26 protein-coding genes are annotated in these 25,299 nt (G+C 71.8%); 15 read left to right on the forward strand and 11 right to left on the reverse strand.

Going from position 1 to position 25,299, the window contains the following annotated elements; translation table 11 throughout:
- The first annotated feature begins 27 nt into the window (after positions 1-27).
- From cobM to cobC, 6 genes are read left to right on the forward strand one after another with little or no spacing between them, the layout of a single operon-like run.
- Positions 28-846, forward strand: a complete 819-nt coding sequence (gene cobM, locus ACZ7NC_RS34045; protein WP_471493954.1) for a precorrin-4 C(11)-methyltransferase — start codon at positions 28-30, stop codon at positions 844-846.
- Positions 843-2,081 carry a precorrin-6y C5,15-methyltransferase (decarboxylating) subunit CbiE gene (gene cbiE / locus ACZ7NC_RS34050; RefSeq protein ID WP_471493956.1) on the forward strand — a complete coding sequence of 413 codons (1,239 nt, stop codon included), beginning with the start codon at positions 843-845 and terminating at the stop codon, positions 2,079-2,081. The genes cobM and cbiE overlap by 4 nt, the downstream gene beginning before the upstream one ends.
- A complete protein-coding gene (gene cobJ, locus ACZ7NC_RS34055; RefSeq protein ID WP_471493959.1) occupies positions 2,078-3,778 on the forward strand; it encodes a precorrin-3B C(17)-methyltransferase in 1,701 nt (566 codons plus the stop codon). Before cbiE ends, cobJ begins: the two co-directional genes overlap by 4 nt.
- Positions 3,775-4,383, forward strand: a complete 609-nt coding sequence (locus tag ACZ7NC_RS34060; protein WP_471493962.1) for a precorrin-8X methylmutase — start codon at positions 3,775-3,777, stop codon at positions 4,381-4,383. Before cobJ ends, ACZ7NC_RS34060 begins: the two co-directional genes overlap by 4 nt.
- Entirely contained in the window at positions 4,380-5,309 is a 930-nt protein-coding gene (locus ACZ7NC_RS34065) for a sirohydrochlorin chelatase (RefSeq protein WP_471493965.1), read from the forward strand. Before ACZ7NC_RS34060 ends, ACZ7NC_RS34065 begins: the two co-directional genes overlap by 4 nt.
- A complete protein-coding gene (gene cobC, locus ACZ7NC_RS34070) occupies positions 5,299-6,369 on the forward strand; it encodes an Rv2231c family pyridoxal phosphate-dependent protein CobC (protein ID WP_471493968.1) in 1,071 nt (356 codons plus the stop codon). The genes ACZ7NC_RS34065 and cobC overlap by 11 nt, the downstream gene beginning before the upstream one ends.
- A gap of 7 nt (positions 6,370-6,376) precedes the next feature.
- On the opposite strand, the gene ACZ7NC_RS34075 is transcribed toward cobC, so the two are convergent.
- The 5 genes from ACZ7NC_RS34075 to ACZ7NC_RS34095 form a co-directional block, all read right to left on the reverse strand.
- Entirely contained in the window at positions 6,377-7,285 is a 909-nt protein-coding gene (locus ACZ7NC_RS34075; protein WP_471493971.1) for an SCO1860 family LAETG-anchored protein, read from the reverse strand.
- Positions 7,286-7,532: 247 nt separating this feature from the next.
- A complete protein-coding gene (locus tag ACZ7NC_RS34080) occupies positions 7,533-8,624 on the reverse strand; it encodes an amidohydrolase family protein (protein WP_471493974.1) in 1,092 nt (363 codons plus the stop codon).
- A gap of 242 nt (positions 8,625-8,866) precedes the next feature.
- Positions 8,867-9,658 carry an amino acid ABC transporter ATP-binding protein gene (locus ACZ7NC_RS34085; RefSeq protein WP_471493977.1) on the reverse strand — a complete coding sequence of 264 codons (792 nt, stop codon included), beginning with the start codon at positions 9,656-9,658 and terminating at the stop codon, positions 8,867-8,869.
- Positions 9,655-10,494 carry an amino acid ABC transporter permease gene (locus ACZ7NC_RS34090; RefSeq protein ID WP_471493979.1) on the reverse strand — a complete coding sequence of 280 codons (840 nt, stop codon included), beginning with the start codon at positions 10,492-10,494 and terminating at the stop codon, positions 9,655-9,657. The genes ACZ7NC_RS34085 and ACZ7NC_RS34090 overlap by 4 nt, the downstream gene beginning before the upstream one ends.
- A gap of 4 nt (positions 10,495-10,498) precedes the next feature.
- The gene (locus tag ACZ7NC_RS34095; protein WP_471493982.1) at positions 10,499-11,347 is read right to left on the reverse strand and encodes a transporter substrate-binding domain-containing protein; all 849 of its coding nucleotides are present in this window, start codon (positions 11,345-11,347) and stop codon (positions 10,499-10,501) included.
- A gap of 197 nt (positions 11,348-11,544) precedes the next feature.
- On the opposite strand from ACZ7NC_RS34095, the gene ACZ7NC_RS34100 reads away from it, so the two are divergent.
- A complete protein-coding gene (locus tag ACZ7NC_RS34100) occupies positions 11,545-12,645 on the forward strand; it encodes a pyridoxal-phosphate-dependent aminotransferase family protein (protein WP_471493984.1) in 1,101 nt (366 codons plus the stop codon).
- Positions 12,646-12,657: 12 nt separating this feature from the next.
- Here the strand turns inward: ACZ7NC_RS34100 and ACZ7NC_RS34105 are convergent, their stop codons facing one another.
- Positions 12,658-13,617 carry a GlxA family transcriptional regulator gene (locus ACZ7NC_RS34105; RefSeq protein WP_471493986.1) on the reverse strand — a complete coding sequence of 320 codons (960 nt, stop codon included), beginning with the start codon at positions 13,615-13,617 and terminating at the stop codon, positions 12,658-12,660.
- A gap of 139 nt (positions 13,618-13,756) precedes the next feature.
- Between ACZ7NC_RS34105 and ACZ7NC_RS34110 the strand changes: the two genes are divergently transcribed.
- The 3 genes from ACZ7NC_RS34110 (at position 13,757) to ACZ7NC_RS34120 (ending at position 14,936) form a co-directional block, all read left to right on the forward strand.
- The gene (locus ACZ7NC_RS34110) at positions 13,757-14,056 is read left to right on the forward strand and encodes a putative quinol monooxygenase (protein WP_471493990.1); all 300 of its coding nucleotides are present in this window, start codon (positions 13,757-13,759) and stop codon (positions 14,054-14,056) included.
- 61 nt (positions 14,057-14,117) lie between these two features.
- Positions 14,118-14,612, forward strand: coding sequence for a PaaI family thioesterase (locus ACZ7NC_RS34115; protein WP_471493993.1), 495 nt, complete (start codon positions 14,118-14,120; stop codon positions 14,610-14,612).
- Between the two features lie 3 nt (positions 14,613-14,615).
- Complete coding sequence (locus ACZ7NC_RS34120; protein WP_471493995.1) at positions 14,616-14,936, forward strand: DUF4326 domain-containing protein; 321 nt, start codon at positions 14,616-14,618, stop codon at positions 14,934-14,936.
- A 74-nt stretch (positions 14,937-15,010) separates the two neighbouring features.
- Here ACZ7NC_RS34120 and ACZ7NC_RS34125 read toward each other — a convergent pair whose 3' ends face one another.
- Genes ACZ7NC_RS34125 through ACZ7NC_RS34135 form a run of 3 tightly spaced genes read right to left on the reverse strand, consistent with a single transcriptional unit; the run spans position 15,011 to position 18,965 of the window.
- The gene (locus ACZ7NC_RS34125; RefSeq protein ID WP_471493997.1) at positions 15,011-16,867 is read right to left on the reverse strand and encodes a GMC family oxidoreductase; all 1,857 of its coding nucleotides are present in this window, start codon (positions 16,865-16,867) and stop codon (positions 15,011-15,013) included.
- Positions 16,864-18,252, reverse strand: coding sequence for a hypothetical protein (locus tag ACZ7NC_RS34130; RefSeq protein WP_471493999.1), 1,389 nt, complete (start codon positions 18,250-18,252; stop codon positions 16,864-16,866). Before ACZ7NC_RS34130 ends, ACZ7NC_RS34125 begins: the two co-directional genes overlap by 4 nt.
- Positions 18,249-18,965 (reverse strand): FadR/GntR family transcriptional regulator, encoded by a 717-nt coding sequence (locus ACZ7NC_RS34135; RefSeq protein WP_471494001.1) that lies wholly within the window; start codon positions 18,963-18,965, stop codon positions 18,249-18,251. Before ACZ7NC_RS34135 ends, ACZ7NC_RS34130 begins: the two co-directional genes overlap by 4 nt.
- Positions 18,966-19,155: 190 nt before the next feature.
- Here ACZ7NC_RS34135 and ACZ7NC_RS34140 point away from each other — a divergent pair, with 190 nt between their 5' ends.
- The 5 genes from ACZ7NC_RS34140 to thpD all read left to right on the forward strand — a co-directional run bounded on the left by ACZ7NC_RS34140 (position 19,156) and on the right by thpD (position 23,172).
- Positions 19,156-19,689, forward strand: a complete 534-nt coding sequence (locus tag ACZ7NC_RS34140; RefSeq protein ID WP_471494004.1) for a DinB family protein — start codon at positions 19,156-19,158, stop codon at positions 19,687-19,689.
- A gap of 304 nt (positions 19,690-19,993) precedes the next feature.
- Complete coding sequence (gene ectA / locus ACZ7NC_RS34145; protein ID WP_471494006.1) at positions 19,994-20,500, forward strand: diaminobutyrate acetyltransferase; 507 nt, start codon at positions 19,994-19,996, stop codon at positions 20,498-20,500.
- A gap of 35 nt (positions 20,501-20,535) precedes the next feature.
- The gene (gene ectB, locus ACZ7NC_RS34150; protein ID WP_471494008.1) at positions 20,536-21,807 is read left to right on the forward strand and encodes a diaminobutyrate--2-oxoglutarate transaminase; all 1,272 of its coding nucleotides are present in this window, start codon (positions 20,536-20,538) and stop codon (positions 21,805-21,807) included.
- 50 nt (positions 21,808-21,857) lie between these two features.
- Positions 21,858-22,262 carry an ectoine synthase gene (locus tag ACZ7NC_RS34155; RefSeq protein WP_471494010.1) on the forward strand — a complete coding sequence of 135 codons (405 nt, stop codon included), beginning with the start codon at positions 21,858-21,860 and terminating at the stop codon, positions 22,260-22,262.
- Between the two features lie 7 nt (positions 22,263-22,269).
- On the forward strand, positions 22,270-23,172 hold the full coding sequence (gene thpD / locus ACZ7NC_RS34160) for an ectoine hydroxylase (RefSeq protein ID WP_471494012.1): 903 nt from the start codon (positions 22,270-22,272) through the stop codon (positions 23,170-23,172).
- Between the two features lie 202 nt (positions 23,173-23,374).
- On the opposite strand, the gene ACZ7NC_RS34165 is transcribed toward thpD, so the two are convergent.
- Both ACZ7NC_RS34165 and ACZ7NC_RS34170 read right to left on the reverse strand, forming a co-directional pair.
- A complete protein-coding gene (locus tag ACZ7NC_RS34165; RefSeq protein ID WP_471494016.1) occupies positions 23,375-24,376 on the reverse strand; it encodes a maleylpyruvate isomerase family mycothiol-dependent enzyme in 1,002 nt (333 codons plus the stop codon).
- Positions 24,377-24,425: 49 nt separating this feature from the next.
- The gene (locus tag ACZ7NC_RS34170; RefSeq protein ID WP_471494018.1) at positions 24,426-25,043 is read right to left on the reverse strand and encodes an RNA polymerase sigma factor; all 618 of its coding nucleotides are present in this window, start codon (positions 25,041-25,043) and stop codon (positions 24,426-24,428) included.
- Between the last annotated feature and the right edge of the window lie 256 nt (positions 25,044-25,299).

Here is a 25,299-nt window from a genome sequence, read left to right on the forward strand (position 1 = left end):
ACCCCCTGTAGGAGAGGACCGATCCCCATGGCCGATGCCCCCACCGGCAAGGTGACCTTCGTCGGTGCCGGCCCCGGCGCCGCCGATCTGCTGACGTTCCGTGCCGCGCGTGCCATCGCCGAGGCCGACGTCGTGATCTGGGCGGCCAGCCTGGTCCAGGCGGAGGTCCTCGAACACGCCCGCGAGGACGCCGAGATCCTCGACTCCGCGACGATGTCCCTCGAAGACGTCGTCGCCGTGTACGAGCGGGCCGGGTCGCAGGGCCTGCGCGTCGCCCGTATCCACTCCGGTGACCCCGCCCTCTGGGGCGGCACCCAGGAGCAGCTCGACCGGTGTGCCGACATGGGCATCGCCACCGAGGTGGTGCCCGGGGTCTCCGCCTTCTCCGCCGTGGCGGCGCTGGCCCAGCGGGAGCTGACGATTCCCGAGGTCGCCCAGTCCGTCGTGCTGACCCGGCTCGGCGGCGGCAAGACGCCGACGCCGCCCGGCGAGGAGGTGCGGGAGTTCGCCAAGCACGGGACGACCATGGCGATCTTCCTTTCGGCGGCCCGTAGCGGGCAGCTCGTGCGGGAGCTGCTGGAGGGCGGCTACCCGACGTCCACCCCGGTCGTCGTCGCCTACCAGGCGACCTGGCCGGAGGAGCTCGTGGTGAGGTGCACCATCGGGACCCTGGAGGAGACCGTCAAGGAGCACAAGCTCTGGAAGCACACCCTGTTCCTGGTCGGCCCCGCCCTCGAAGCCCACGGCACGCGCTCGCACCTGTACCACCCCGGTCACTTCCACGGGTACCGCAAGGCCGACCCCCAGGCGCGCAGGGCCCTGCGTGAGCGGGGGGCCAGTACGTGATCACCGTGGTCGGTACGGGGACGGGGGCACCGCTTCCCCCGGACGTCCTCGCCGGGGCCGAACTGGTCGTCGGCGGGCGGCGGCATCTGAACGCCGTGCGGCCGGCCGAGGGCGTGGAGCAGGTCGTGCTCGGGGCGCTGGCCCCCGCCCTCGACACCATCGCCCAGTACGTCGAGAAGGACCGGCGCGTGGTCGTGCTGGCCTCCGGCGACCCGGGGTTCTTCGGGATCGTGCGGGCGTTGGCCGAGCGGTTCGGGCCGGAGCGGCTCCGGGTGCGGCCGGGAGTGTCCTCTGTCGCCGCCGCCTTCGCACGGATCGGGCTGACCTGGGACGACGCGGTCGTCGTCAGCGCGCACGGGCGGGATATGCGGACGGCCGTCAACGTCTGCCGGGCGCGTGCGAAGGTGGCCGTGCTGACCGGTCCGGGTTCCGGGCCCGCCGAACTGGGCGCCGCGCTCGCCCGCGAGGCCGACGCGCGGGTGCTCGTCGTCGCCTCCGCGCTGGGCTCCGAGGACGAGCGCGTGGAGCGGGTGACACCGGCGGAGGCCGCGGCCCGGGACTGGGGTTCGTCCGTGAGCGTGGTGCTGTGCCTGGACCCGGCGCGGGCGCCCGGCGGTGTGCGTACGGTCGCCGGGGCGGAGGTCGGGCCCGCCGCATGGGCGCTGGACGAGGGCGAGTTCGCCCACCGCGACTCGATGATCACCAAGTTCGAGGTACGGGCGCTCGCGCTGGCCCGCCTCGGACCGCGCCTCGGCGATCTGGTCTGGGACGTCGGCGCGGGCTCCGGGTCGGTGGCCGTGGAGTGCGCGCGGCTCGGTGCCGCCGTCACCGCGGTCGAGAAGACCCGGGACGGAGTCGAGCGGATCCGTGCCAACGCCGCCGCTCATGACGTCGACGTCCATGTCGTGCACGGGGCGGCGCCCACCGCGCTGTCCGACCTCGACGAGCCGGACGCCGTGTTCATCGGGGGCGGGGGGCGCGAGCTGCCCGCCATCGTGACCGCGTGCGCGCGGCGCGCCCGGCGTGCGGTCGTCGTCGCCATGGCGGCGCTGGACCGGGTGCCGGCGACGCGCGAGGCGCTCACCGGGGCCGGGTTCGACTGTGACGGCGTGCTGTTGCAGTCGTCCCGGCTCGCGCCGCTGCCCGGGGACGTGATCCGGCTGGCGGCGACCAATCCGGTTTTCCTGTTGTGGGGCGTCAGAAAGCCCCTGGATCGAGAGGGAGTTGCCCAGTGATCGGCCTCATTTCCGCCACCGCGGCGGGGGCGGCGGCGCGGGACCGGCTGGCCGTGGCGTGGCCGGACCGCGTGCGCGTGTACGACGGGCCCGTCGGGGACGCCGTACGGCGGGCGTTCGCGGAGTGCGAGCAGCTCGTGTGCTTTCTGGCGACGGGGGCGGTCGTACGGCTGATCGCCCCGCTGCTCGGCGACAAGGCGTCCGACCCGGGTGTGGTGTGCGTCGACGAGGGCGGCCGGTTCGCCGTGCCGCTGGTCGGCGGGCACGGCGGCGGCGCCAATGAACTCGCCCGGGAGGTCGGGGAGTTCCTCGGCGCCGAGCCCGTGGTGACGACGGCGACCGATGCCGTGGGGGTGCCCGGTCTGGACACCCTCGGTTTCCCCGTGGAGGGCGATGTCGCCGGGGTGTCGCGGGCGCTGCTGGACGGTGAGCCGGTCGCGCTGCGAGCCGAGTTCGACTGGCCGCTGCCGCCGCTGCGGGTCGGCGCCGAGGGGGCGTACGCCATCCTGCTGACGGACCGGCTGGTCGAGCCCGCCGAGCGCGAGGTCGTCCTGCGTCCGCCGTCGCTGGTCGTCGGCGTCGGTGCCTCCAAGGGCGCGCCGGTCGACGAGGTGCTCGGCCTGATCGAGAGCGCGCTCGGCGACGCGGGCCTGTCCCCCAGGTCCCTCGCCGAGCTGGCCACCGTCGACGCCAAGGCCGGGGAGCCGGGCATCGTCGAGGCGGCGGCACGCCTGGGCGTCCCCCTCGTCAGCCACTCCGCCGAGGAGCTGGCCGCCGTCGAGGTCCCCAACCCCTCCGACGCGCCGCTGGCCGCCGTGGGCACCCCTTCCGTCGCCGAGGCCGCCGCCCTGGTGCGCGGCGGTGAACTCCTCGTACCGAAGCTCAAGTCTCAGCGTGCCGACGGGCAGCCGGCGATGGCGACCTGTGCCGTCGTACGGCGGCCGGGGCGCGGGCGGCTCGCGGTCGTCGGGCTCGGGCCCGGTGCCCGTGACCTGCTGACGCCGCGCGCGAAGGCGGAGCTGCGGCGGGCCTCGGTGCTCGTCGGGCTCGACCAGTACGTCGACCAGATCCGCGATCTGCTGCGCCCCGGCACCCGGGTGCTGGAGTCGGGGCTCGGTGCCGAGGAGGAGCGGGCGCGGACGGCCGTGGCTGAGGCCCGCAAGGGACAGGCCGTCGCGCTGATCGGCAGCGGCGACGCGGGGGTGTACGCCATGGCCTCCCCCGCGCTCGCGGAGGCCTCCGACGACATCGATGTGATCGGTGTCCCTGGAGTGACGGCCGCGCTCGCCGCCGCCGCGATCCTCGGCGCCCCGCTGGGCCATGACCATGTGTCGATCAGCCTCTCCGATCTGCACACCCCGTGGGAGGTCATCGAGCGGCGTGTGCGCGCGGCGGCCGAGGCGGACATCGTGGTCACCTTCTACAACCCCCGTTCCCGGGGCCGCGACTGGCAGTTGCCCAAGGCCCTCGTGATCCTCGCCGAGCACCGCGAGCCGTCGACGCCGGTCGGTGTCGTACGGAACGCGTCGCGGCCGGACGAGTCCAGTCGGCTCACGACACTGGGCTCCCTGGACCCGGCGACGGTCGACATGATGACGGTCGTGACCGTCGGCAACACGGCGACCCGGGACATCGCGGGGCGTATGGTGACGCCGCGCGGCTACCGCTGGCAGTCAGCGCAGGAGGGCGCCGAGTGAACCGCGTCGTTCATCCCATCGAGGAGGAGTCCTACCGGAGGCTGCGTGCCCGGCTGGACACCTCGCACTTCCCGCCGCTGACCCGGGCGGTGGTGGAGCGGGTCATCCACTCCGCCGCCGACCTCGACTACGCCACCGACCTCGTCATGGACGAGGGTGCCCTCGAAAAGGCGCATGCCGCGCTGCATGCCGGGGCGCCCGTGGTCGTGGACGTCGAGATGGTGGCGGCCGGGATCACGCGACGGGAGACCGTCTGCCGGCTCAGGGACGCCGTGGCCGGTCCGGGCCTGACCCGTTCCGCGCACGCCATCCGGCTGGCCTACGAGCAGGTCGGCCCGGGCGCCCTCTGGGTGATCGGCAACGCGCCCACCGCACTGGAGGAGTTGCTCACCCTCGACGCCTCCCCCACCCTCGTCATCGGCCTGCCCGTCGGCTTCGTCGGCGCGGTCGAGTCCAAGGCCGCGTTGCGCGAGAGCGGGCTGCCCGCGGTGAGCAACGTGTCCGAGAAGGGCGGGTCGGCGGTCGCCTCGGCCGCGCTCAACGCCCTGCTGTACCACCCGTACCACCCGCACCACCCCGTTTCGCACTCCGAGGAGAAATCGTGACCACGCCGCCGCCCGCCCTGCTCATCGCCGGTCATGGCACCCGGGACGATGCCGGAGCCGAGGCGTTCCGCGACTTCGTCCGGGAGTTGGGGCGCCGCCACCCCGAACTGCCCGTCGCGGGCGGCTTCATCGAGCTGTCCCCGCCGCCGCTGGGCGAGGCCGTCACCGAGCTGGTGGAGCGAGGCGTACGGCGGTTCGCCGCGGTGCCGCTGATGCTGGTGTCCGCCGGGCACGCCAAGGGCGACATCCCCGCGGCGCTGGCCCGCGAGAAGGAGCGGCACCCCGGGATCTCGTACACCTACGGCCGCCCGCTGGGCCCGCATCCGTCGCTGCTGTCCGTGCTGGAGCGCCGCCTGGACGAGGCGCTCGGCACCGAGGGGCGCAGGCCCGGGGACCGGGCCGATGTCACCGTGCTGCTGGTCGGGCGCGGCTCGACCGACCCGGACGCCAACGCCGAGGTGCACAAGGCGGCGCGGCTGCTGTGGGAGGGGCGCGGATACGCCGGTGTGGAGACGGCTTTCGTGTCGCTGGCGGCGCCGGATGTGCCGAGCGGGCTCGACCGGTGCCTGAAGCTGGGGGCGCGCAGGATCGTCGTCCTGCCGTACTTCCTGTTCACCGGCATCCTGCCGGACCGGGTGCGGCAGCAGACGGAGGGCTGGGCGGCGGCCCACCCGGAGGTCGAAGTCCGCTCGGCGGACGTCATCGGTCCGGAGCCGGAGCTGCTCGACCTGGTGATGGAGCGGTACGAGGAGGCGGTGAAGGGCGATCTGCGGATGAACTGCGACTCGTGTGTGTACCGCATCGCGCTGCCCGGCTTCGAGGACAAGGTCGGCGTGCCGCAGCAGCCGCACTTCCACCCGGACGACGACGATCACCACCACGGACACGGTCATCACCACCACGGCGCCCACTCCCATGCCCACTGAGGGACACGACCTGCGCCACCACGGCGACGCCGAGGTCCGTGACGACGGCTCGGCGCTCGTCGACCTCGCGGTGAACGTCCGCGCGGACACACCGCCCGAGTGGCTGCGGGAGCACATCGCCGGGTCCCTGGGCTCGCTCGCTGCCTACCCGGACGGACGGGCCGCGCGGGCGGCGGTGGCGGCGCGGCACGGGCTGCCGGTGGAGCGGGTGCTGCTGACGGCGGGGGCGGCGGAGGCGTTCGTGCTGCTGGCGCGAGCGCTGAAGGTGCGCCGACCGGTCGTGGTGCACCCGCAGTTCACGGAGCCGGAGGCGGCGCTGCGGGACGCGGGGCACACGGTCGACCGGGTGCTGCTGCGGGAGGAGGACGGCTTCCGCCTCGATGCGGCCGCCGTCCCCGAGGACGCCGACCTGGTGGTGATCGGCAACCCGACGAACCCGACCTCGGTGCTGCACCCGGCCGCGTCTCTCGCCGAACTCGCCCGCCCCGGGCGGACGTTGGTGGTGGACGAGGCGTTCATGGACGCGGTGCCGGGTGAGCGGGAGGCGCTGGCGGGGCGTACGGACGTACCCGGCTTGGTGGTGCTCCGCAGCCTGACCAAGACCTGGGGGCTGGCCGGGCTGCGGATCGGCTACGTCCTGGCCGACCCGGAGACCATCGCCGACCTGGAGCGCGCCCAGCCCCTGTGGCCGGTCTCCACACCGGCGCTCGCCGCCGCCGAGGCCTGTGTGTCACCGCGGGCACTGGCGGAGGCGGCCCACGCGGCCCACCGCATCGCCGCCGACCGTGCCCATCTCATCGCCGGGCTGGGCGAGTTCGCCCCGGCCGGACTGCGGATCGTCGGACCTGCCGAGGGCCCCTTCGTCCTCGTACGGCTGCCGAGGGCCACCGTCGTACGGCGGCACCTGCGCGACCTCGGTTTCGCGGTGCGGCGCGGGGACACCTTCCCCGGGCTGGGCGAGGAGTGGCTGCGGCTGGCGGTACGGGACCGGGGGACGGTCGGTGTGTTTCTGGGGGCGCTGGGGCGGGCGATGGAGTCGGCCGCCGCTGATCAGCGATAGCCCCTGATCAGCTCTTGCCGCGCCGGGCCAGCGCCACCGCTCCCCCGCCCGCGAGGAGCAGAACCACCGCGCCGCCCGCGAGGTAAGGCGTCATGGAGTTGCCGCCGGTCTCGGCGAGGCCCTCGTCGGCGGCCTCGCCCTGGGGCTTGACGTCGCCGGCCGGTTCGGTGCTCGGGTCGGCCTGCTGCGCGGGCTCGGCCGGGGTCTCGCAGGTCGCCTTCGCCAGGGTCAGGGTGCCCTCGACCTCGGCGACGTTCAGCTTCAGCGGGTTGATGGAGACCTTGAGTTCGAGGGCGGTGGCGGCGGCCGTACGCGAGGTCTGCTCCGTCCTGGAGTAGTCCAGCCGCACCTCGCCCACGCCGGGCACCTCGATGTTCGTGGTGCCGCCGGCGGTCAGCGTGACCTTCTTGCCCAGCACGGTGACGTCGCCGAGCAGGTTGGAGGAGGCGGTCGGCGCCTTGCCGGCCTCGCAGGTCGCCTTGGAGGTGACCTGGCCGACCTCGATGAGCGACAGCAGGGGCAGGCCGGGGACATGGACCTTGGCGTGGGCGAGGTTGGTGTACCCCTCGGCCTTGCCGTCCTCGACGGTCGCCTTGGACTGGGCGACCTGCGCGTTCAGGACGCTGAATGGCCGGCCGCCGTCGACGCCGTTCAACTGGGCCGTGAGGGTCGCCTTTTCGGCGCTCCGCGGCGCCTGCACCTCGTTCAGGGAGACCGCGAGCGGGACGTTCACGGTCTTGTTGAGCAGGGAGACATCGAGCCCGGTACGCAGCACGGCGGCGCTCGCGCGCCCCTCGTCACCGGTCGCGTGCGCCGGGCTCGCGACGCCCAGGGCCACGGGCGCGGCGGTCAGGGCGGTGGCCGTCGCGACGGTGGCGAGACGGCGTGCGGGCAGGCGGAAGTTCTTGCCGTTCAAGGTGGGGACCCCCAGAGGAGACTTGCTCGGGACCCGGCAAGAATTGCGTACTGAGAGTGAAGAGTCAGCAATCCGCCGGGACTTCACTCCTACGTGACGCTCCCGTGAACTCTTTCGATTCCTTGGGCACGGATGTTCCTCGAAGTCACCCCCGTACCCCCTTCTGTGCGAGCGCTCGCGTGAACACACGGGCGCGGGCGAGGGAGTGGGCGTCGACACCGGACCACGCGTCGTTACGCTGCGTCAACTAACCGACCACGTGCCCGTTCAGCACCACCCGACGAGGTGCCGCCAGCACGCGTACGTCGGACCGGGGGTCGGACTCGTAGACGACGAGGTCGGCGGCGGCGCCCTCCTCCAGGCCCGGGCGGCCGAGCCAGGTCCGGGCCGACCACGTCGTCGCCGCGAGGGCCTCGGTGGCGGGGATGCCCGCGGTGACCAGTTCCGCGACCTCGGCCGCCACCAGGCCGTGGGGCAGGGTGCCGCCGGCGTCGGTGCCGACGAAGACCGGGATGCCGGCGTCGTAGGCCGAGCGAACCGTGTCGTAGCGGCGTTCGTACAGCCGGCGCATATGGGCCGACCAGCGGGGGAACTTGGACTCGCCGCCGTCGGCCAGCTTGGGGAAGGTCGCGATGTTCACAAGGGTGGGCACGATGGCGACCCCGCGCTCGGCGAACAGCGGGATCAGGTCCTCGGTCAGCCCCGTCGCGTGCTCGACGCAGTCGATGCCGGACTCGACGAGGTCGCGCAGCGAGCTCTCCGCGAAGCAGTGCGCGGTGACCCGGGCGCCCAGGCGGTGGGCCTCCGCGATGCCCGCCTCGACCGCCTCGCGTGGCCAGGTGGGGGTGAGGTCCCCGAGGTCGCGGTCGATCCAGTCGCCGACGAGCTTGACCCAGCCGTCGCCGCGCCGGGCCTCCTGGGCGACGTAGGCGACCAGGTCCTCCGGTTCGATCTCGTGCGCGTAGCCACGGATGTAGCGGCGGGTACGGGCGATGTGCCGGCCGGCCCTGATGATCTTCGGCAGGTCGTCGCGGGCGTCGACCCAGCGGGTGTCGGAGGGTGAACCGGCGTCACGGATCAGCAGGGTGCCCACGTCGCGGTTGGTCAGCGCCTGCTTCTCCGCGATGTCGTCGCCGACCGGGCCGTGCGCGCCGAGGCCCACATGGCAGTGCGCGTCGACCAGGCCGGGCAGGGCCCAGCCCTCGACGGTACGGATGTCGCGGGCGTCGACGGGACGGTCGTAGGAGATCCGCCCGTCGACGACCCACAGCTCGTCCCGGACATCGTCCGGACCGACGAGGACCCGGCCCTTCACATGCAGCACCGCGCGTTCGCTCATGACTGCACCCTAATGAGCGGCCAGGCCCTGTCGTTTGGATCATCCCGGCGTCGCGGGGTCTGGCACGCACATCTGCGGCGTTGTCGTCGGTCGCCGACTCCCCCACTCTCGACTTCGCTCGAGCGGGGGGACCCCCATCGCGTCGATTCCCTCCTCCGCCTTGCAGCTGCACGCACCAGACCCCGCTCGGGTCGGCCGGGAGGAACCGATCCTCGCAGCCGGGCTGATCCAAACGACAGGGCCTAGTCGCCCTTGCCGACCTGGTCGGAGGTCTCCTCCTCCACCTCGGCCATCGCCGGGTCGAGGAGGCGGGAGAGGAAGTGGCGGGTGCGTTCGTGCCGGGGGCTGCCGATGACCCGGTCCGGCGTGCCGTCCTCGACGATCACCCCGCCGTCCATGAAGACGACCCGGTCGGCGACTTCGCGCGCGAAGGTCATCTCATGGGTGACGACCATCATCGTCATGCCCTCGTCGGCCAGCATGCGCATGACGGCCAGGACGTCCCCCACCAGCTCGGGGTCCAGCGCGGACGTCGGCTCGTCGAAGAGCATCACCGCGGGGCCCATGGCGAGCGCACGGGCGATGGCGACGCGCTGCTGCTGGCCGCCGGAGAGGGAGGCCGGGTACGCCGACGCCTTCTCCGACAGGCCGACCCGCTCCAGGTTCTCGGCGGCGACCTTCGCGGCCGCGGCCTTGTCGCGCCCGAGGACCCGGCGCTGCGGCAGGGTCAGGTTCTCGGTCACCGTGAGGTGCGGGAACAGGTTGAACTGCTGGAAGACCATGCCGATACGGCGGCGTACGGCGTCGATGTCGACATCCGGGTCGGTGAGTTCGGTGCCGCCGACGAAGACCTGGCCCTTGGTGGGCTCTTCGAGCAGGTTCACGCACCGCAGCAGCGTCGACTTGCCCGAGCCGGACGGGCCGATCACGCACACGACCTCGCCCTGGTTGATCTCCAGGTCGATGCCGCGCAGCACCTCGTTGTCGCCGAAGGACTTGTGCAGGCCGCGGACTTCGATCTCCGGTCGGGTCATTTCACGGCCTCCTGGGCCTTGGCCTCCATACGGCGTACGACGAAGCCGAGCGGGATGGTCACCAGGAGGTAGCACAGGCCGGCGACCAGGATCGGCGTGGAGTTGGCGGTCTGGCTGGCCAGGTCACGGCCGAACTTGGACAGTTCGCGCTCCTCCAGTGTCACGCCGAGGAACAGCACCAGTGAGGAGTCCTTGAAGAGCAGGACCAGTTCGTTGGTCAGCGGCGGCAGGATGATCCGGAACGCCTGCGGGATGATGATCGAGATCATGGCGCGGGCGGGCGAGAAGCCCAGCGACCGCGCCGCCTCCATCTGGCCCTTGGGCACCGCCTGGATGCCCGCGCGGATCGTCTCCGCCATGTACGCGGCGGCGACCAGGCCGAGCGCGAGCGCGACCTTGCCGTACGTCCCGCCCGGGATCTCCGTGCCGGGGAAGGCCAGCGGCACGGCCACGCCGATGAAGATGAAGATCAGCAGCGCGGGCAGCCCGCGGAAGATCTCGATGTAGACACCGGCGAGCCAGCGGTACGGCCCCACGGACGACAGCCGCATCAGCGCGATCACCATGCCGAGCACCAGTCCGACGGCGAAGCCGGACACGGTGTACAGCACGGTGTTCTTCAGCGCGAGGGTGATGACGTCCGGGAACATCTTCCGGGCGATCTCACCCTGCGCGAACTGGTTCGCCAGGCGGTCCCAGTCGGCCGCGACCGCGAAGGCGATCACGGCCGCGACGAAGACGACGTACTGGATGCCACGCGACAGGCTGCGCTTCTGACGCCGGGTCAGGCCCTTCTTCCTGGGCTGCTTCACGAGTCGTACGTCTGTGTCGGCCATGGGGTCAGGCGGCGGGCGACGCGGAGGCGGCGGACTCGTCGTACGGGCCGATCCACTGCTCGTACAGCTTCTTGTACGTGCCGTCGGCCTTCGCGTCCTTGATCGCCTTGTTGATGGCCTCGCGGAGCTTGGTGTTGCCCTTCTTCACCGTGAAACCGTACTGCTCACCGGTGTTGAGCTGCTCGGCGACCGCGAAGGCGTCCGCGTTGGCCTTGTCCTTCAGCCAGCCCTGGACGACCGGGTAGTCGATGACGACCGCCTGGACCTGACCGGTGCGCAGACCGTTGATCACCGCGTCGGAGGACTCGAAGGAGACCGGGTCCAGGCCCTTGCTCTTGGCGTAGTCCTCGCCGGTGGTCTGCGCCTGGGCGCCGACCTTCTTGCCCTTGAGGTCGGCGAAGGAGGAGATCCCGCTCTTCTTGTCGACCAGGACGGCCTGGGTGGCCTCGAAGTACGGGTCCGAGAAGTCGACGTTCTTCTTGCGCTCCTCGGTGATGGTCATGCCGGCGGCGGCGAGGTCGCACTGGCCGGCGTTGAGGGAGCCACCGGTCTTGAAGTTCTCGAAGGGCTGGTCGACGATCGCCTGCTTCACGCCCAGGTCCTTCGCGACCAGGTCGATGAGGGAGACGTCGAAGCCCTGCACCTTGCCGTCGATCTCCGACTGGAAGGGCGGGTACGGCAGGTGGGTGCAGGTGGTGAGCTGCCCCGCCTTGACGACTTCGACGCCGCCGGCCGCGGTCTTCGTACCACCGCCGCCGTTGTCGTCGGAGGAGCAGCCGGCCACGAGCACCAGCCCGGCCGTCGCGGTGGTGGCGGCCAGAATGCGGGTCCGGCGCCCGAGGGTCGTCTTCACGGGGGGCCTCCTGTAAGGGAACTTTGGGTTCCGATTATAAGGAGAGGTTTGGGGCTCTCAAACCAAACCCATGGTTCGACGGTCGTTGGACCTAAGAAGTCGGGAGCTGCGCGGGGGTGCCGTACGGGGTGTTGGAGCACCCGGTTACCGCCCGGTTACGCTCGTGGAGTCGACCTTTGAGTGAAGAGAGTCCCGCCGTGACCCATCCCTTCCTGGACCTTGCCCCGCTGAGCGCCGCACGATTCGCCGCGATCGAGGACCGTGTGGCGCGGTTGCTGGAGACCGAGCAGGACGTCGTGATCATGCAGGGCGAGGCACTGCTGCCGCTGGAAGGGGCGATCCGCGGGACGGCCGGGCCCGGCACCACCGCGCTGAACGTGATCACCGGTCCGTACGGGGAGACCTTCGGGAGCTGGCTGCGTGACTGCGGCGCGACCGTGATCGATCTGGCGGTGCCCTTCCATACGGCGGTCACGGCGGACCGGATCCGGGAGGCCTTCGCCGAGCACCCGGAGATCGACTTCGTGTCGCTGGTGCATGCCGAGGCGGCGACCGGCAACACCAATCCCGTCGCCGAGATCGGCGAGGTCGTGCGGGCGCACGGGGCGCTGTTCTATCTGGACGCGGTGGCGTCGATCGGGGCCGAGCCGGTGCTGCCGGACGCGTGGGGTGTGGACCTGTGCGTCATCGGGGCGCAGAAGGCGATGGGCGGGCCGGCCGGGGTGTCGGCGGTGTCGGTGAGCGAGCGCGCGTGGGCGCGGATGGCGGCGAATCCCGGGGCGCCGCGGCGGTCGTATCTGTCGCTCCTGGACTGGAAGGAGCGGTGGGTCGACGGCGGCCGGAAGGCGCTGCTCCATGCGCCGGCCCAGCTGGAGATGCTGGCGCTGGAGGCGTGCATGGAGCGGATCGAGGCGGACGGGCTGGAGACGGTGATGGGCCGGCACCGGGCCGCCGCGCTGGCTGCTAGGGCGGGGGCTGTGGCGATGGGTGGGGGGCTGGAGCCGTACGTGTACGACGTGCGGGAGGCGGCTCCGGTGGCTACGACGTTGCGGGTGCCGGGCGGGGTGGTGGCGTCGGAGGTGGTGGCTCGGGCGCTGGAGTCGGAGCCGGGGTTGCCGTTGGCCGCGGGCGGGGGTGCGCTGGCCAAGGAGATGATCCGGGTCAATCACTACGGGGTGGATGCGACGGTGGAGGCTGTGCGGGCGAGTTTGGCGGCGGTCGGTGCCGCGCTGGCGGAGCGGGGGGTCGGGGTGGATGTGGAGGGTGCTTTGCGTGCGGTGGCGGACCCTCGGCCCTGAACCGGGGGCGGGTCATCTCGCGCGCATGGCGCTCGCCGTTGTTCCCGTGCGTTCTCGGAGCAGGATTCCGAGTGTGTTGGCGTGTTCGTAGCCGACCTTGCGGGCGATGACCTCCAGGGGGAGGTCCGTGGTCCGCAGGAGGTGTGAGGCTCGTTCGACGCGCAGGTCCTGGACGAAGCCGACGGGTGAGGTGCCCAGGGTGCGGCGGACGGTCCGTTGGAGGGTGCGTTCGCTGACGCCGATGGCCCGTGCCGCGTCGGCGATCGAGAGGGGCTGATCGAGGTGGCCGCGGGCCCAGCGCTCGAAGGCGGCCAGCGTCGGGTCGCTCTGCGCGAGCGCCGAGGAAATCGCGTAGGCCGCCTGTGAAGGGCGTTCGTCGACGACCAGATAGCGGGCGACCAGCTCGGCGAGGGCCGGGCTGGTCATCCGTACGATCGCGAGCGCGAGGTCGACGTGCCCGAAGGCGGCCCCCGCGGTGGTGACACCGCCCGACGAGGTGACCATGCGGGTCTGGTCGACCGTCACCGCGGGGTAGCGCTTGCGGAAGTACGGTGCGAGCCACCAGCTCGTCGTCGCGTCCAGGCCGTCGAGGACTCCCGACTCGGCCAGCAGGAAGGTGCCCGTGCAGGCGGAGGCCACGGGCGTGCCGCGTTCGCGCGCGGCGGCCACCAGGCGCCGTACGGGGGCGGCGGCCGGACCGGAGACATGGGCGATCAGCGCGTCGGGGCGCCGCTCCGCCAGCGCGGGCACCACCAGCAGATCCGCTTCCTCGGCGGTGCTGACGGGGGCGGCCTCGACCACGTGCCCCGCGCCCGTACGGATCCGTCGGCGGAAGCCGATCGTGGTGACGTTCCAGGCGGGCGGCGGCTGAGGCAGCTCGCCCCGCATGCTGTTCGCCCCCTGGAGGACATCGAGCAGGGCGGCGAGCCCGGAGTCGAAGACACCGTCGTATGCGAGCACAGCTACGTCCATGACGGAAACGATATCGAAGGCGTCGTTTCCGACACTGTGGCGAGCGGCCCGGGCGGCCTAGATTCTGAGGTGTCCGGACGAAATCCGGCGCCCGGTACCGGCGCCCGCCCTCATGAAGTCCACACCACGGGAGTGCACCTTGAACAACTTCGGACTGCTGGCACGGATCGAGGCCAGGCCCGAGTACGCCGACAAGGTCGAGGCCCTGCTGCGGGACGCGCTGCGGCTCGCGGAGCAGGAGGACCACACCGTGACCTGGTTCGCGTTCCGGCAGAGCGCGACCACCTTCGGGGTCTTCGACACGTTCGCCGACGAGGACGGGCGCAACGGCCATCTGCAGGGCAAGATCGCCGCCGCCCTCATGGACGTCGCCGAGACCATGCTCAGCGAGGCCCCGGACATCCGGCCCGTCGACCTCCTGGCGGTCAAGCTTCCCTGACATGCGGACATACATCGACAGCGAGCCCCGAAGCGGGGTCATTAAGGGACGGGAAAGCACTATGGCGCACCCCGCCACGCACTACCGCAGCACGGTCGGCGACGCATCCGTCGGCGGCGTCCCGGGCATCGAGCTGGCCCGTATGAGCCTGGACGGGCGTCTGCCCGAAGCCCCGATCTGCGGGACCCTCGGCTTCCGGCTCGTCGAGGTCGACGAAGGGCGGGCCGTCTTCGACGGCGAGCCCGGGGACCACCTCCTCAACCCCATGGGCACGGTCCACGGCGGCTATATGGCCACCCTTCTCGACTCCGCCCTGGGCACCGCGGTACTGACCGCGCTGCCGGCCGGCCGCGCGTACACCACCGTTCAGCTCGGTGTGAACCTGGTGAGGCCGGTGCTGCACACGACCGCGACACTGCGCTGCACGGGCATCGCGGTCCATGTCGGCCGGACCACCGCGACCGCGGAGGCGCGGATCGTCGGGGCGGCCGACGGCAAGCTGTACGCCCACGGGACGGCCACCTGCGCCGTCTTCGCGCTGCCGGGGACGGGCTGACCCATGAACGGCACGCGTCGGACCACGGTCGTCAACATGAAGGGTCATCGCGACGACCCGCAGTACGCGGACGTCGTCTACGTCGGCCGCGCGATGCACCGCGGCGGATGGCACCTGGAGGGCTCCCCGCTCGCCAGTCCCTTCCGGCCGGGCCCGGACGGCACCCGGGAGGCGGTGGTCGACAAGTACCGCGCCCATCTGCTGAGCCGTCCGGATCTGCTCGCCCTGCTGCCCGCGCTCCGGGGCCGCAGGCTCGGCTGCTGGTGTGTCCCTGAGGCGTGCCACGCGCAGGTCATCGCCGAACTGGCCGACTCGGTCGAGTAGTTGTAGCGTGCGGGCCGGGACGGTCCCTGACTAGGGTCCGTCCCGGCCGGGCACCAGGCACGGCCCGCACGGCCTCACACCTCCGCCGTGCAGCGCTGGGCGACACCCAGCGCCGCCGCCATGATGCTCAGCTGCGGATTCACCTCCGGGCAGCTCGGCAGCACCGACCCGTCGGCGATCAGGACTCCGTGCACGCCGCGCAGACGCCCCTCCGGGTCGGCCGGCGAACGCTCGGCGTCCGCCCCGGCGGCGGCCGTACCCGTGGGGTGGAACGCGGACACGTGAAGCTGACGTACCGTCACCTTGTCGAGCAGCGCGTCCAGTTGGTTCGGCGTGCGGGCGCGCGGGCTCCGCGGTACGCCGGTCAGGACCTCCTCGGCGCCGGCCGCGAACAGCAGGCGGCCCATGGCGCGTTGGGCGCGCAGCAGGCGGCGGGCGTCGCGCGGTGCCAGGTCGTAGCGCAGCAGTGTGCGGTCCCGGCCGAGGACGCGGCCGGAGGGCCGGTCGGCGATCATGGCGCCGAGGGTGGCCAGTTGCTCCGTCCCTTCCACCTCGCGGCGCAGTTCGCGTCCGACGCCCGGCAGCACGAACGAACTCATGCCCGGGGGCGCCGCGGTGGCTTCGATCAGGATGCCGTCGGCGTGCAGTTCCTCCACTCCGACGCTCTGCAGGACGCTCTGCCAGCCCGTGACCGGGGTGCTGAAGCGGCCCGCGACGCTGATCGCGGGGTGCACGCTGAGGTTCCGGCCGATCCGGGGGTGTCCGCCGAGGCCGGAGCGGCGCAGCAGTTGCGGGGTCTGCAGGGCGCCGGCGGCGACCACGACCAGGGGACTGAGGATCTCCAGCTCGCTGCCGTCGGGGCGGCGGACCACCACTCCGGCGGTGTGTGGGTCGCCCGGCCGGTCGCGGTCGGTGAGGATGCGCAGCACGCGGGCGCCCGTCACGATCGCGGCGCCGGCCGCGCAGGCCTCGGGGAGCACGGAGAGCTGGACGCTCTGTTTGGCGCCGGTGGGGCAGCCGACGACACACTGGCAGGAGCCCTTGCAGCCGGGGGCGTTGCGGCGCAGCGGAGCCGCGGCCCAGCCGAGTTCCTTCGCGCCGGCGAGGGCGAGGAGTCCGTTGTTGCCGAGGACGTCCAGCGGTTGCCGGGCGACCCGCAGGGTGTGTTCCACCTCGTCGAGGAGGGTGTCGAAGCCTTCGGCGACGGCGAATCCGTAGCGGCCCCGCCAGCGTGCGAGGACGTCGTCCGGGGTGCGGTAGCAGGTGCCGGAGTTGACGACGGTGGTGCCGCCGACCGCGCGGCCGACGGGCAGGACGAGCGGAGGGTTGCCGAGGGCGATCGTGGCGCCGCCGTCCCGGTACAGGTCGGTGAAGCGGTCGAGCGGAGTTCTGCGTCCGAAGGACACGGTGGTGTGGTGGTCGCCCTCCTCGACGATGACGACGCGCATCCCCGCGCGGGCCAGGGTCCGGGCCGCCATGGCGCCGCCCGCGCCCGATCCGACGACGACGGCGTCGGCGGTGGAGCGCGACGGCCAGTCGCGGGAGGGGGTGCAGTCCAGCGGCGGATCGGCGGGGGCGGGCGCGGACGATACGGGGCCGTGGTGGAGCGTCCGTTCGGTGCCGGCGGCCAGCAGCACCGGCAACTTGACCGCGTCCAGGAGGGGCAGCAGGGCCCGGTGGGAGGCGAGTGACGCCATGACGTGCTCGCGTTCCGCCGCGCCGAGCGCGGACAGTCGGCGGCCCGTGCGGGCCAGGGCGTAGACGTTGATCGCCGTGGTCGCGCCGCGTATCGCCGTGCGTGCGGCGGCGGGCATGGCGTCCAGCAGAGTCTCGACGCGCCGCGGCACGGCCCGGGTCCACTCGGCGGTGCCGTCGTCCGCGAGCAGCGCCGCGGTGAGTGCCGTGAGACCGGAGGCGGTTGAGGGGGTCATCGGTCACCGACCTCCGCGTGGGCGGTGCCTGAAAGCCGCCAGGTGGCCTCCTGCCGCCATCTGCCCCACCAGCGTTCCAGGCTGACCACGGCGTCCGCGGTCTCGCTGTTGCGGCAGACCGCGCCGGAGCCGTCGGGGTCGGTGTAGTCGAGCGCCAGGGTCCGCTGCGGCGGCTGGGTCACCTTCACTCGTATACGGCGGCTACCCACGCGACCCGCGACCCGCCACTCGGGCAGGCCGATGTCCGCGCGGAACCGGCCGATTCCCGCCCAGCCGACGGCGGTGCGCTCCGCACGCCGGGGCCAGGGGCGTCCGTCGCGCAGCAGCCGCAGGAACACCAGCGGAGGGAGGCGGTCGAGTCCGCGTCGCATGGACACCGCCGCGACGATCTCCAGGACATCGCCGCCGCCGAGGTCCGCGTGGAGCCAGGCCCAGCGTCGGGCGTTGCCGTGGCCGTAGATCCGGGCGCTCGCGCCGGCCGCTCCGTCCAGCCGCAGTTCGTTGTCGCCGTACCGGACGGTGCCGCTGTAGCGGCAGCGGGCGGCGGGCAGCATGTGGCTGGCCGGCAGCAGGGGGCGGCGCCAGGACCAGCGGGGGAAGGTGTGCAGCGGCCCGCCCTGGGGTGTCTCGGTGAGCGACCAGGTGAACGGCCCCGCGGAGCCGGCGAGATGGCCGGGCTCGGCGCCGGCGGCGGCGTAGCCCTGTCGATGCTCCGTCCACGGTACGGGGCCGAAGCGGGCGTGCTCGGCGGGGCCGTCCTTGGGGAACACGGCGACCCAGCCGTGGGCGTAGGCGCCGGAACCGTCGGTGGGCGCCACGACTTCGTGGTGCAGCCAGACTCCGGAGCCGGTCGCCGGGTCGGACAGGGTCGTGTACCAGACCTCCGTGCGCCCCGGCTTTCCGTCCCAGCGCGACGCCAGGTCCTGCCCGGCGGTGGACGCGACCGCGCGTGGGAAGCGGAAGCTCGCGAGAAAGGGCAGCAGGCCGGTGGTGAGGGGGAAGCGCAGGGTGCCCTCGCCCACGCGCTCGCCGTCCTCGTACAGGGTGTACGGCAGCACCGTCATCGACCTCACCGGATGTGCGGGTGAGATGGACTTCCAGCCGTCGAGCACCAGCCGCCGCCCTTCCATGGCGAAGGTGATCCGGTAGCGGATCCTGCGGCGGGCCAGGGGCGAGATCTCCAACTCGCCCTGGGCGTCGGCGTCGTCCGCCCGCCCCGCCATCCGCACCCGTCCCGTCAGTCGCGCCCGCGTCGTGCGGTGGGGCAGCAGCACGGTGTCGGCCCGGACCACGAGGTCCAGTCGCACAGGGCGGTCGCGATCCTCGTCGCCCATCCGCACCCGGCCCAGCATCGTCTCCTGGAACACCGTCCCCCGCGCGATCACCGGGCAGCGTCCCGGCGTTCGCCGGCGCGTGCCAGCCCTTCGAGCATGATGCGTTCCGTCGCCGACAGGTAGGCGCCCGCGGCGACGCGCGCCGCTTCCTGGTCGCCGGCGGCGACGGCCTCGACGACAGGTGCCAGCCGGTCATGGGCGGCCCGGGCGTCCAGGAACGGGTCGACCAGCGCCGCGCGCACCGGCAGGTAGGCGTTGAACAGGGTGTTGGTCAGCAGGACGTACACCCGGTTGCCGGTGGCGCGGGCGAGCGCCCGGTGCACCTCGGCGTCCGCGAGCTGCACGTCCTCGCCGTCGTCCGCGTCCCTGACGGCCGCCGTCAGCGAACGCAGTTCGGCGACCTGGGCCGTGGTGGCGCGGGTGGCGGCACGCTCCGCGATCAACGCTCCGATGCTGCGGCGTACTTCGAAGATCTCCCCGATCCAGTCCGGGCTGTGCCGCACCAGCATCGGCAGCAGATCCGCCCCGCCGAGCCGCAGGAAGTCCCGGACCCGGGTGCCCACCCCGTGCCGCGTCTCCAGCAGCCCGGCGTGCACCAGCCGGCCGAAGGCGTGCTTCAGCGTGGTGCGGTTGACTCCGAACTCGTCGGCGAGTTCACGTTCGGGAGGCAGATAGCTCCCGGCCGGATGACGCCCGGCGAGAATGTCCTCGCGCAGCCGCTTCTCCAGAACGTCGACGGTGGTCTCGCGCGGCAGTGCGCCCATCCCGGCCCCCAGCCAGCCAGTGGATCAGTGACTGAGCCACTGAACCATTTGATGAGACACCGCGTCAACAAGCCGGACACCGAAGACCCACACGCAGGCACGGCAGCCGCCGCTACGAGATCAACTCCCCCGAAATTCGCCGGCCGCTGAAAGCCGTACCCCCGCCGAGCCCCCGTGCCACCCTCTCCGTATGACCGCCGACACACCTCGAACCCTCCCCGACGGCCGCCCCATCCCCCTGCTGACCGGCCCCGAGCACCCCATGCTCGAAAGCTGGCTCGACTTCCATCGCGCCACCCTGGAGCTCAAGTGCGCGGGACTGGACGACACACAGCTGCGGCTCACTCCCGCCGAGCCGTCGGAGCTGACGCTGCTCGGACTGGTGCAGCATCTCGCGGAGTGTGAGCGGAACTGGTTCCAGCGGGTGGTGGGCGGGCTCGACGTACCGCCGGTGTACGGGGCGGGGAACGTGAGCGGTTACGCCCTCGAACCCGGGCACGGGGGCGACGCGGCGCTCGGTGTGTGGCGGCGGGAGATCGCCCGGGGCCGGGAGGTGTGTGCCGGGCGGTCACTGGAGAGTGTGGGGCTGATCACGGACGGGCCGATGGCCGGGGTCGGGGTCAGTCTGCGATGGGTGCTCATCCACATGATCGAGGAGTACGCCCGGCACAACGGCCACGCCGATATTCTGCGAGAACGCATCGACGGTGTTACCGGAGCCTGAATTCAGCGTAATTCTGGAATTCTTTTACGGACAGCTTCCCGTCTTCTTCTGCCCGCTTTCTCCGAACCTAAACGCAAAGATTTCGCGAACACCAACCTGACTAATTCGGGCAGGTCTCGTGAGAGTTACATGGCTGTGACGCGTTCCACACCCCGCCCGTTTTGTGCGGTATTACGGGGGCAAAAGGTGCGTTTCATAGCTCCTGAGCGACTCCCCTCACGCCCGCGTGATAACACATCCCGCCCCGGCACGTAACCCTGCACGGCCGTGCAATTTTGAATTTCGCTCGGTAAATTCAATTCGCATGACTGCCGCACAAGCAGACCTGCGAATCGACCGTCCGGCGGTGGCCGACGGGGCCGCGCTGTGGCGTATTGCCAGAGACTCCGAAGCCCTCGACCTCAACTCGTCGTACAGCTATCTGCTGTGGTGCCGTGACTTCGCCGGCACGTCGGCCGTCGCGCGCGACGAGCGCGGCGAGCCGGTCGGCTTCATCACCGGATACGTACGGCCGGAGCGTCCGCACACCCTGCTCGTCTGGCAGGTGGCCGTGGACGACGCGTACCGCGGCCGCGGGCTCGCCGCCTCGCTGCTCGACGGCCTGGTCGCGCGGGTCGGCGCCGAGTACGGCGTCACCGGCATCGAGACCACCATCACGCCCGGCAACACCGCCTCCGAGCGGCTGTTCGGCTCCTTCGCGGAGCGGCACGGCGCCGCCCTGGAGCGCGAGGTGCTGTTCCCCACCAGCCTGTTCCCGGACGGACCGCACGACCCCGAAGTCCTGTACCGCATCGGTCCCCTGTCTCTCTGACCTTCCCCCCCCCACGTAACGAGGAGCGATTCGTCGTGACCATCACCCAGCCCGACCTCAGCGTCTTCGAGACCCTGGAGTCCGAAGTGCGCAGCTACTGCCGAGGCTGGCCCACCGTCTTCGACCGTGCCCGCGGCAGCCGCATGTACGACGAGGACGGCCACGAGTACCTGGACTTCTTCGCCGGCGCCGGCTCGCTGAATTACGGCCACAACAACCCGGTCCTGAAACGGGCGTTGATCGACTACCTGGAGCGGGACGGCGTCACGCACGGGCTCGACATGTCCACCAGCGCCAAGCGGGCCTTCCTGCAGACCTTCCAGGACCTGGTGCTGCGGCCGCGTGACCTGCCGTACAAGGTCATGTTCCCGGGTCCCACGGGGACGAACGCCGTGGAGTCGGCACTGAAGCTGGCCCGGAAGGTGAAGGGGCGCGAGGCCATCGTGTCGTTCACCAACGCCTTCCACGGAATGTCCCTCGGCTCGCTCGCCGTCACCGGCAACGCCTTCAAGCGAGCCGGCGCCGGGATCCCGCTGGTGCACGGCACGCCCATGCCGTTCGACAACTACTTCGACGGCACGGTCGAGGACTTCCTGTGGTTCGAGCGGCTCCTGGAGGACCAGGGCTCGGGCCTCAACAAGCCGGCCGCCGTGATCGTCGAGACCGTGCAGGGCGAGGGCGGCATCAACGTCGCGCGTCCCGAGTGGCTGCGCGCGCTCGCCGAGCTGTGCGAGCGCCAGGACATGCTGCTGATCGTCGACGACATCCAGATGGGCTGCGGGCGCACGGGTGCGTTCTTCTCGTTCGAGGAGGCGGGCGTCACCCCCGACATCGTCACCGTGTCCAAGTCCATCAGCGGCTACGGACTGCCCATGTCGCTGTGCCTGTTCAAGCCCGAGCTTGACATCTGGGAGCCGGGCGAGCACAACGGCACCTTCCGCGGCAACAACCCCGCCTTCGTCACGGCCACCGCCGCCCTGGAGATGTACTGGGCCGACGGTTCCGCGATGGAGAAGCAGACCCGGGCGCGCGGCGAGCAGGTCGAGCAGGGGCTGATCGCCATCTGCGAGGAGAACCTCGCCGACGTCAAGGAGTACCGGGGCCGCGGGCTGGTGTGGGGCATGGAGTTCCACGACAAGGAGCGGGCCGGCCGGGTGGCGCGGCGCGCCTTCGAGCTCGGGCTGCTCATCGAGACGTCCGGCCCGGAGAGCGAGGTCGTCAAACTGCTCCCCGCCCTCACCATCACCCCGGACGAGCTCGACGAGGGCCTGCGCGTCCTCGCCCGCGCCGTCCGCGAGACCGCCTGACCAACCCCTCAGCACAGAGAACACCACCACCAAGGAGGCAGGGCAGCACCGTGATCGTCCGTTCGTTCAAGGAGATCGAAGGCACCGAGCGCCATGTGAAATCGGCGTCCGGCACCTGGGAGAGCAAGCGCATCGTCCTCGCCAAGGAGAGGGTCGGCTTCTCGTTGCACGAGACGATCCTGTACGCGGGTACGGAGACGTCGATGTGGTACGCGAACCACATCGAGGCCGTCGTCTGCGTCGAGGGCGAGGCCGAGCTGACCGACCACGAGACCGGGCGGACGCACACGATCACGCCCGGAACCATGTACCTCCTGGACGGGCACGAGCGGCACACGCTGCGGGTCAAGCGGGACTTCCGCTGCATCTGTGTCTTCAACCCGCCCGTGACCGGCCGGGAGGACCACGACGAGAACGGGGTGTACCCGCTGCTCACCGAGCCCGAGGAGGTGTGAGAAACCCATGACCACCGCCATCACCGGAAACGTCACCGATCTCTATCCCAGCCGCGGCGCCACCGAGGTGTCGACGCCGCGTCAGGACCCTGTCGTGTGGGGCTCCCCCGACACACCGGGCCCGATCGCGACCACCGACCTGCAGTCCTTCGAGCGCGACGGCTTCCTCGCCATCGACCAGCTCATCACCGATGACGAGGTCGCGGTCTACGCGCAGGAGCTGGAGCGGCTGGTCACCGACCCGGGGATCCGCGCGGACGAGCGCTCGATCGTCGAGCCGAAGTCCAAGGAGATCCGGTCCGTCTTCGAAGTGCACAAGATCAGCGAGGTGTTCGCGCGTCTGGTGCGTGACGAGCGGGTCGTCGGCCGGGCGCGGCAGATCCTCGGCTCGGACGTGTACGTCCACCAGTCGCGGATCAACGTCAAGCCGGGCTTCGGGGCCAGTGGCTTCTACTGGCACTCCGACTTCGAGACCTGGCACGCCGAGGACGGTCTGCCGAACATGCGGACGGTGTCCGTCTCGATCGCGCTGACCGAGAACTACGACACCAACGGCGGGCTGATGATCATGCCCGGCTCGCACCGGACCTTCCTCGGGTGCGCCGGGTCCACGCCGAAGGACAACTACAAGAAGTCCCTCCAGATGCAGGACGCGGGCACGCCCTCGGACGAGGCGCTGACCAAGATGGCCTCCGAGTACGGCATCAAGCTCTTCACGGGCAGGGCCGGTTCGGCGACCTGGTTCGACTGCAACTGCATGCACGGCTCCGGCGACAACATCACACCGTTCCCGCGCAGCAACGTGTTCATCGTCTTCAACAGCGTCGAGAACACGGCCGTGGAGCCCTTCGCGGCTCCGGTACGCCGGCCGGAGTTCATCGGCGCCAGGGACTTCACCCCGGTGAAGTGACCCTCCCGTGAGGTGACCTCACAGCCACGCCAGCGACGCGGCCCGCCCAGTACCTTCCGGACGGCGGCCGCGTCGCTGGCTTTTCCCCTGTGCACGCCCCGGCGGCGTCACCGGCCGGGGGTCCGGGGGTTGTCCCCCGGGAGAACACAGCATCGGCGCGAGGGACTTCACCCCGGTGAAGTGACCCTCCCGTGAGGTGACCTCACAGCCACGCCAGCGACGCGGCCCGCTCCAGTACGTTTTGTACGGCGGCCGCGTCGCCCGTGGCGCCTCTCGGTACTGCTTCCGGGGCGTACCTTCCGCCGAGCAGTAGGCAGAAGTCGACCGGTTCCAGGGCGAGTTCGGCCTGTACGGGCTCGTCCTCGGAGCCCAGCACCCATTCCTCGCCTCCGGTGACCGAGAGGAGCACCGGGGGCGCGCTGGGGCCCAGGGCCAGGCCGAGGACGCGGACGGCCAGGCGGACCAGCTGCCAGAGGTGTTCCTGCGGCGGCGGGGGGACGGAAAGGCCCAGAGCGCGGCCGATGTCGTCGGTGTGGATCCACGTCTCGAAGGCGCGCACCAGGAAGTGGTCCGCGACGGGCAGCCGCATCCCCATCAACGTCACGGCACGTGCGGCGAGTTCCGGATCGCGGGCCTCGGGCGCGGCGAGCAGCCGGTCCGCCTGCGCGGCCCAGTCGGCCACGGTCTCCTCGGGCGTACGGCCGTGTTCATGGGCGATGACATCGGCGGTACGGCGGTTCCAGGCGTCCTCCCAGGGCGTGTCCTTCGCGATCGGCGAGGGCGGCACACGCGAGTCGATGCCGAGCCGGGCGGCCAGGTGCTCGTCGGCGGCGAGAAGGTGGGCGACGGTGGCGTGCGCGTCCCAGTCGTGCACGACCGGCGTGGCCCAGCGGTCCGCCAGCTCCGGCAGCAGCGCCTTGAGCCCGGCGACCGCGGCGGCGTAGGCGGCGGCGTGCCCGGCGACACGAGGGAGAGCCGGCCGGGTGCGCAGGGCGAGGGACAGCGCCCCGTCGGCCGGCGGCCCGGGAGCCTCCAGCGGCGGCCCGTCCAGCAGTCGTACCGTCCCCCGCAGCCGTGCCGCCCGCGCCGCACAGCTCTCGCACTCGGCGAGGTGCGGCCGGACCGTCTCCTCCTCGGCCGGGTCGAGTGCGCCGAAGGCCCAGGCCGCCAGCAGGTCACGTATCGCCGCGTGATCGTCGGTCATCGCGTGCCTCCTCCCGCTGCCGCTGCTGCGCGAGTACCCCTTCTCGCCATCATGCGCCCCTTTCGAGCGCCGGGTCCGGCGGGTCGGCCAAAGTTTCCGCCAAGGCGCGCAGGGCGGTGCGCAGCCGGGTCTTGGCCGTGCCCTCCGGTATCCCCAGCTCCACGGCGGCCTGCCGGTAGGTGCGGCCGGCGAAGTAGGCGAGGTGCACGACCTCCCGTTGCGGCTGCGGGAGTTCGGCGAGGGCGGTGTGCAGCAGGAGGGAGCGCTCCCGGTCGACGACCGTCTCGTCGGGGCCGGGCCCGGCGTCGGGTATGGCCTGGAGCGCGGAGTCGTCGGCTCCGGCGGCCTTGCGGTGCCGGGCCTCGCCGCGGACCCAGTCCACGGCCCGCCGGTGGGCGAGCACGGACAGCCAGGTGCGCAGCGAGCCACGGCGCGCGTCGTAGGTGTACGGCCGGCTCCACAGATGGGCGAAGACCTCCTGCGCCACATCCTCGGCGGCGGCCGGAGACCGGGTGACCCGCACCGCGACGCGCCGCACCAGCCCGCCGTACGCCGCGTACACCTCGGCCAGCGCGGACCCGTCGCCGTACACCAGCCGCCGGTGCACCTCCGCGTCGGCAGTCGGCTCTACGGACGTATCGCCCGTGGACTCCACCGGCACCACCACCCCTGGTGCCCTTCCTAGGGCCTGTCGTTTGGATCAGGCCGGCTGAGAGAGACTGCGCCTCTCAACCGCCCGAGCGGGGTCTGGTGCGTGCAGCTGCAAGGCGGAGGACGGAGTCGACGCGATGGGGGTCCCCCCGCTCGAGCGAAGTCGAGAGTGGGGGAGTCGGCGACTGACGACAACGCGGCAGATGTGCGTGCCAGGCCCCGCGACGCCGGCATGATCCAAACGACAGGTCCTAGTACTGCAACGGTGCTTG

Source organism: Streptomyces sp. NPDC111802 (assembly GCF_055634335.1).

Bases quoted from the DNA above. Each gene is read 5' to 3' on its own strand.
- ACZ7NC_RS34080 (WP_471493974.1), bottom strand. From the start codon at position 8,624: ATGAGCGAACGCGCGGTGCTGCATGTGAAGGGCCGGGTCCTCGTCGGT.
- ACZ7NC_RS34125 (WP_471493997.1), bottom strand. From the start codon at position 16,867: ATGACCCCCTCAACCGCCTCCGGTCTCACGGCACTCACCGCGGCGCTG.
- cobC (WP_471493968.1), top strand. From the start codon at position 5,299: ATGCCCACTGAGGGACACGACCTGCGCCACCACGGCGACGCCGAGGTC.
- ACZ7NC_RS34085 (WP_471493977.1), bottom strand. From the start codon at position 9,658: ATGACCCGACCGGAGATCGAAGTCCGCGGCCTGCACAAGTCCTTCGGC.
- cobM (WP_471493954.1), top strand. From the start codon at position 28: ATGGCCGATGCCCCCACCGGCAAGGTGACCTTCGTCGGTGCCGGCCCC.
- ACZ7NC_RS34140 (WP_471494004.1), top strand. From the start codon at position 19,156: ATGACCGCCGACACACCTCGAACCCTCCCCGACGGCCGCCCCATCCCC.
- ectA (WP_471494006.1), top strand. From the start codon at position 19,994: ATGACTGCCGCACAAGCAGACCTGCGAATCGACCGTCCGGCGGTGGCC.
- thpD (WP_471494012.1), top strand. From the start codon at position 22,270: ATGACCACCGCCATCACCGGAAACGTCACCGATCTCTATCCCAGCCGC.
- ACZ7NC_RS34115 (WP_471493993.1), top strand. From the start codon at position 14,118: ATGGCGCACCCCGCCACGCACTACCGCAGCACGGTCGGCGACGCATCC.
- ACZ7NC_RS34165 (WP_471494016.1), bottom strand. From the start codon at position 24,376: ATGACCGACGATCACGCGGCGATACGTGACCTGCTGGCGGCCTGGGCC.
- ACZ7NC_RS34120 (WP_471493995.1), top strand. From the start codon at position 14,616: ATGAACGGCACGCGTCGGACCACGGTCGTCAACATGAAGGGTCATCGC.
- ACZ7NC_RS34105 (WP_471493986.1), bottom strand. From the start codon at position 13,617: ATGGACGTAGCTGTGCTCGCATACGACGGTGTCTTCGACTCCGGGCTC.
- ACZ7NC_RS34135 (WP_471494001.1), bottom strand. From the start codon at position 18,965: ATGGGCGCACTGCCGCGCGAGACCACCGTCGACGTTCTGGAGAAGCGG.
- ACZ7NC_RS34090 (WP_471493979.1), bottom strand. From the start codon at position 10,494: ATGGCCGACACAGACGTACGACTCGTGAAGCAGCCCAGGAAGAAGGGC.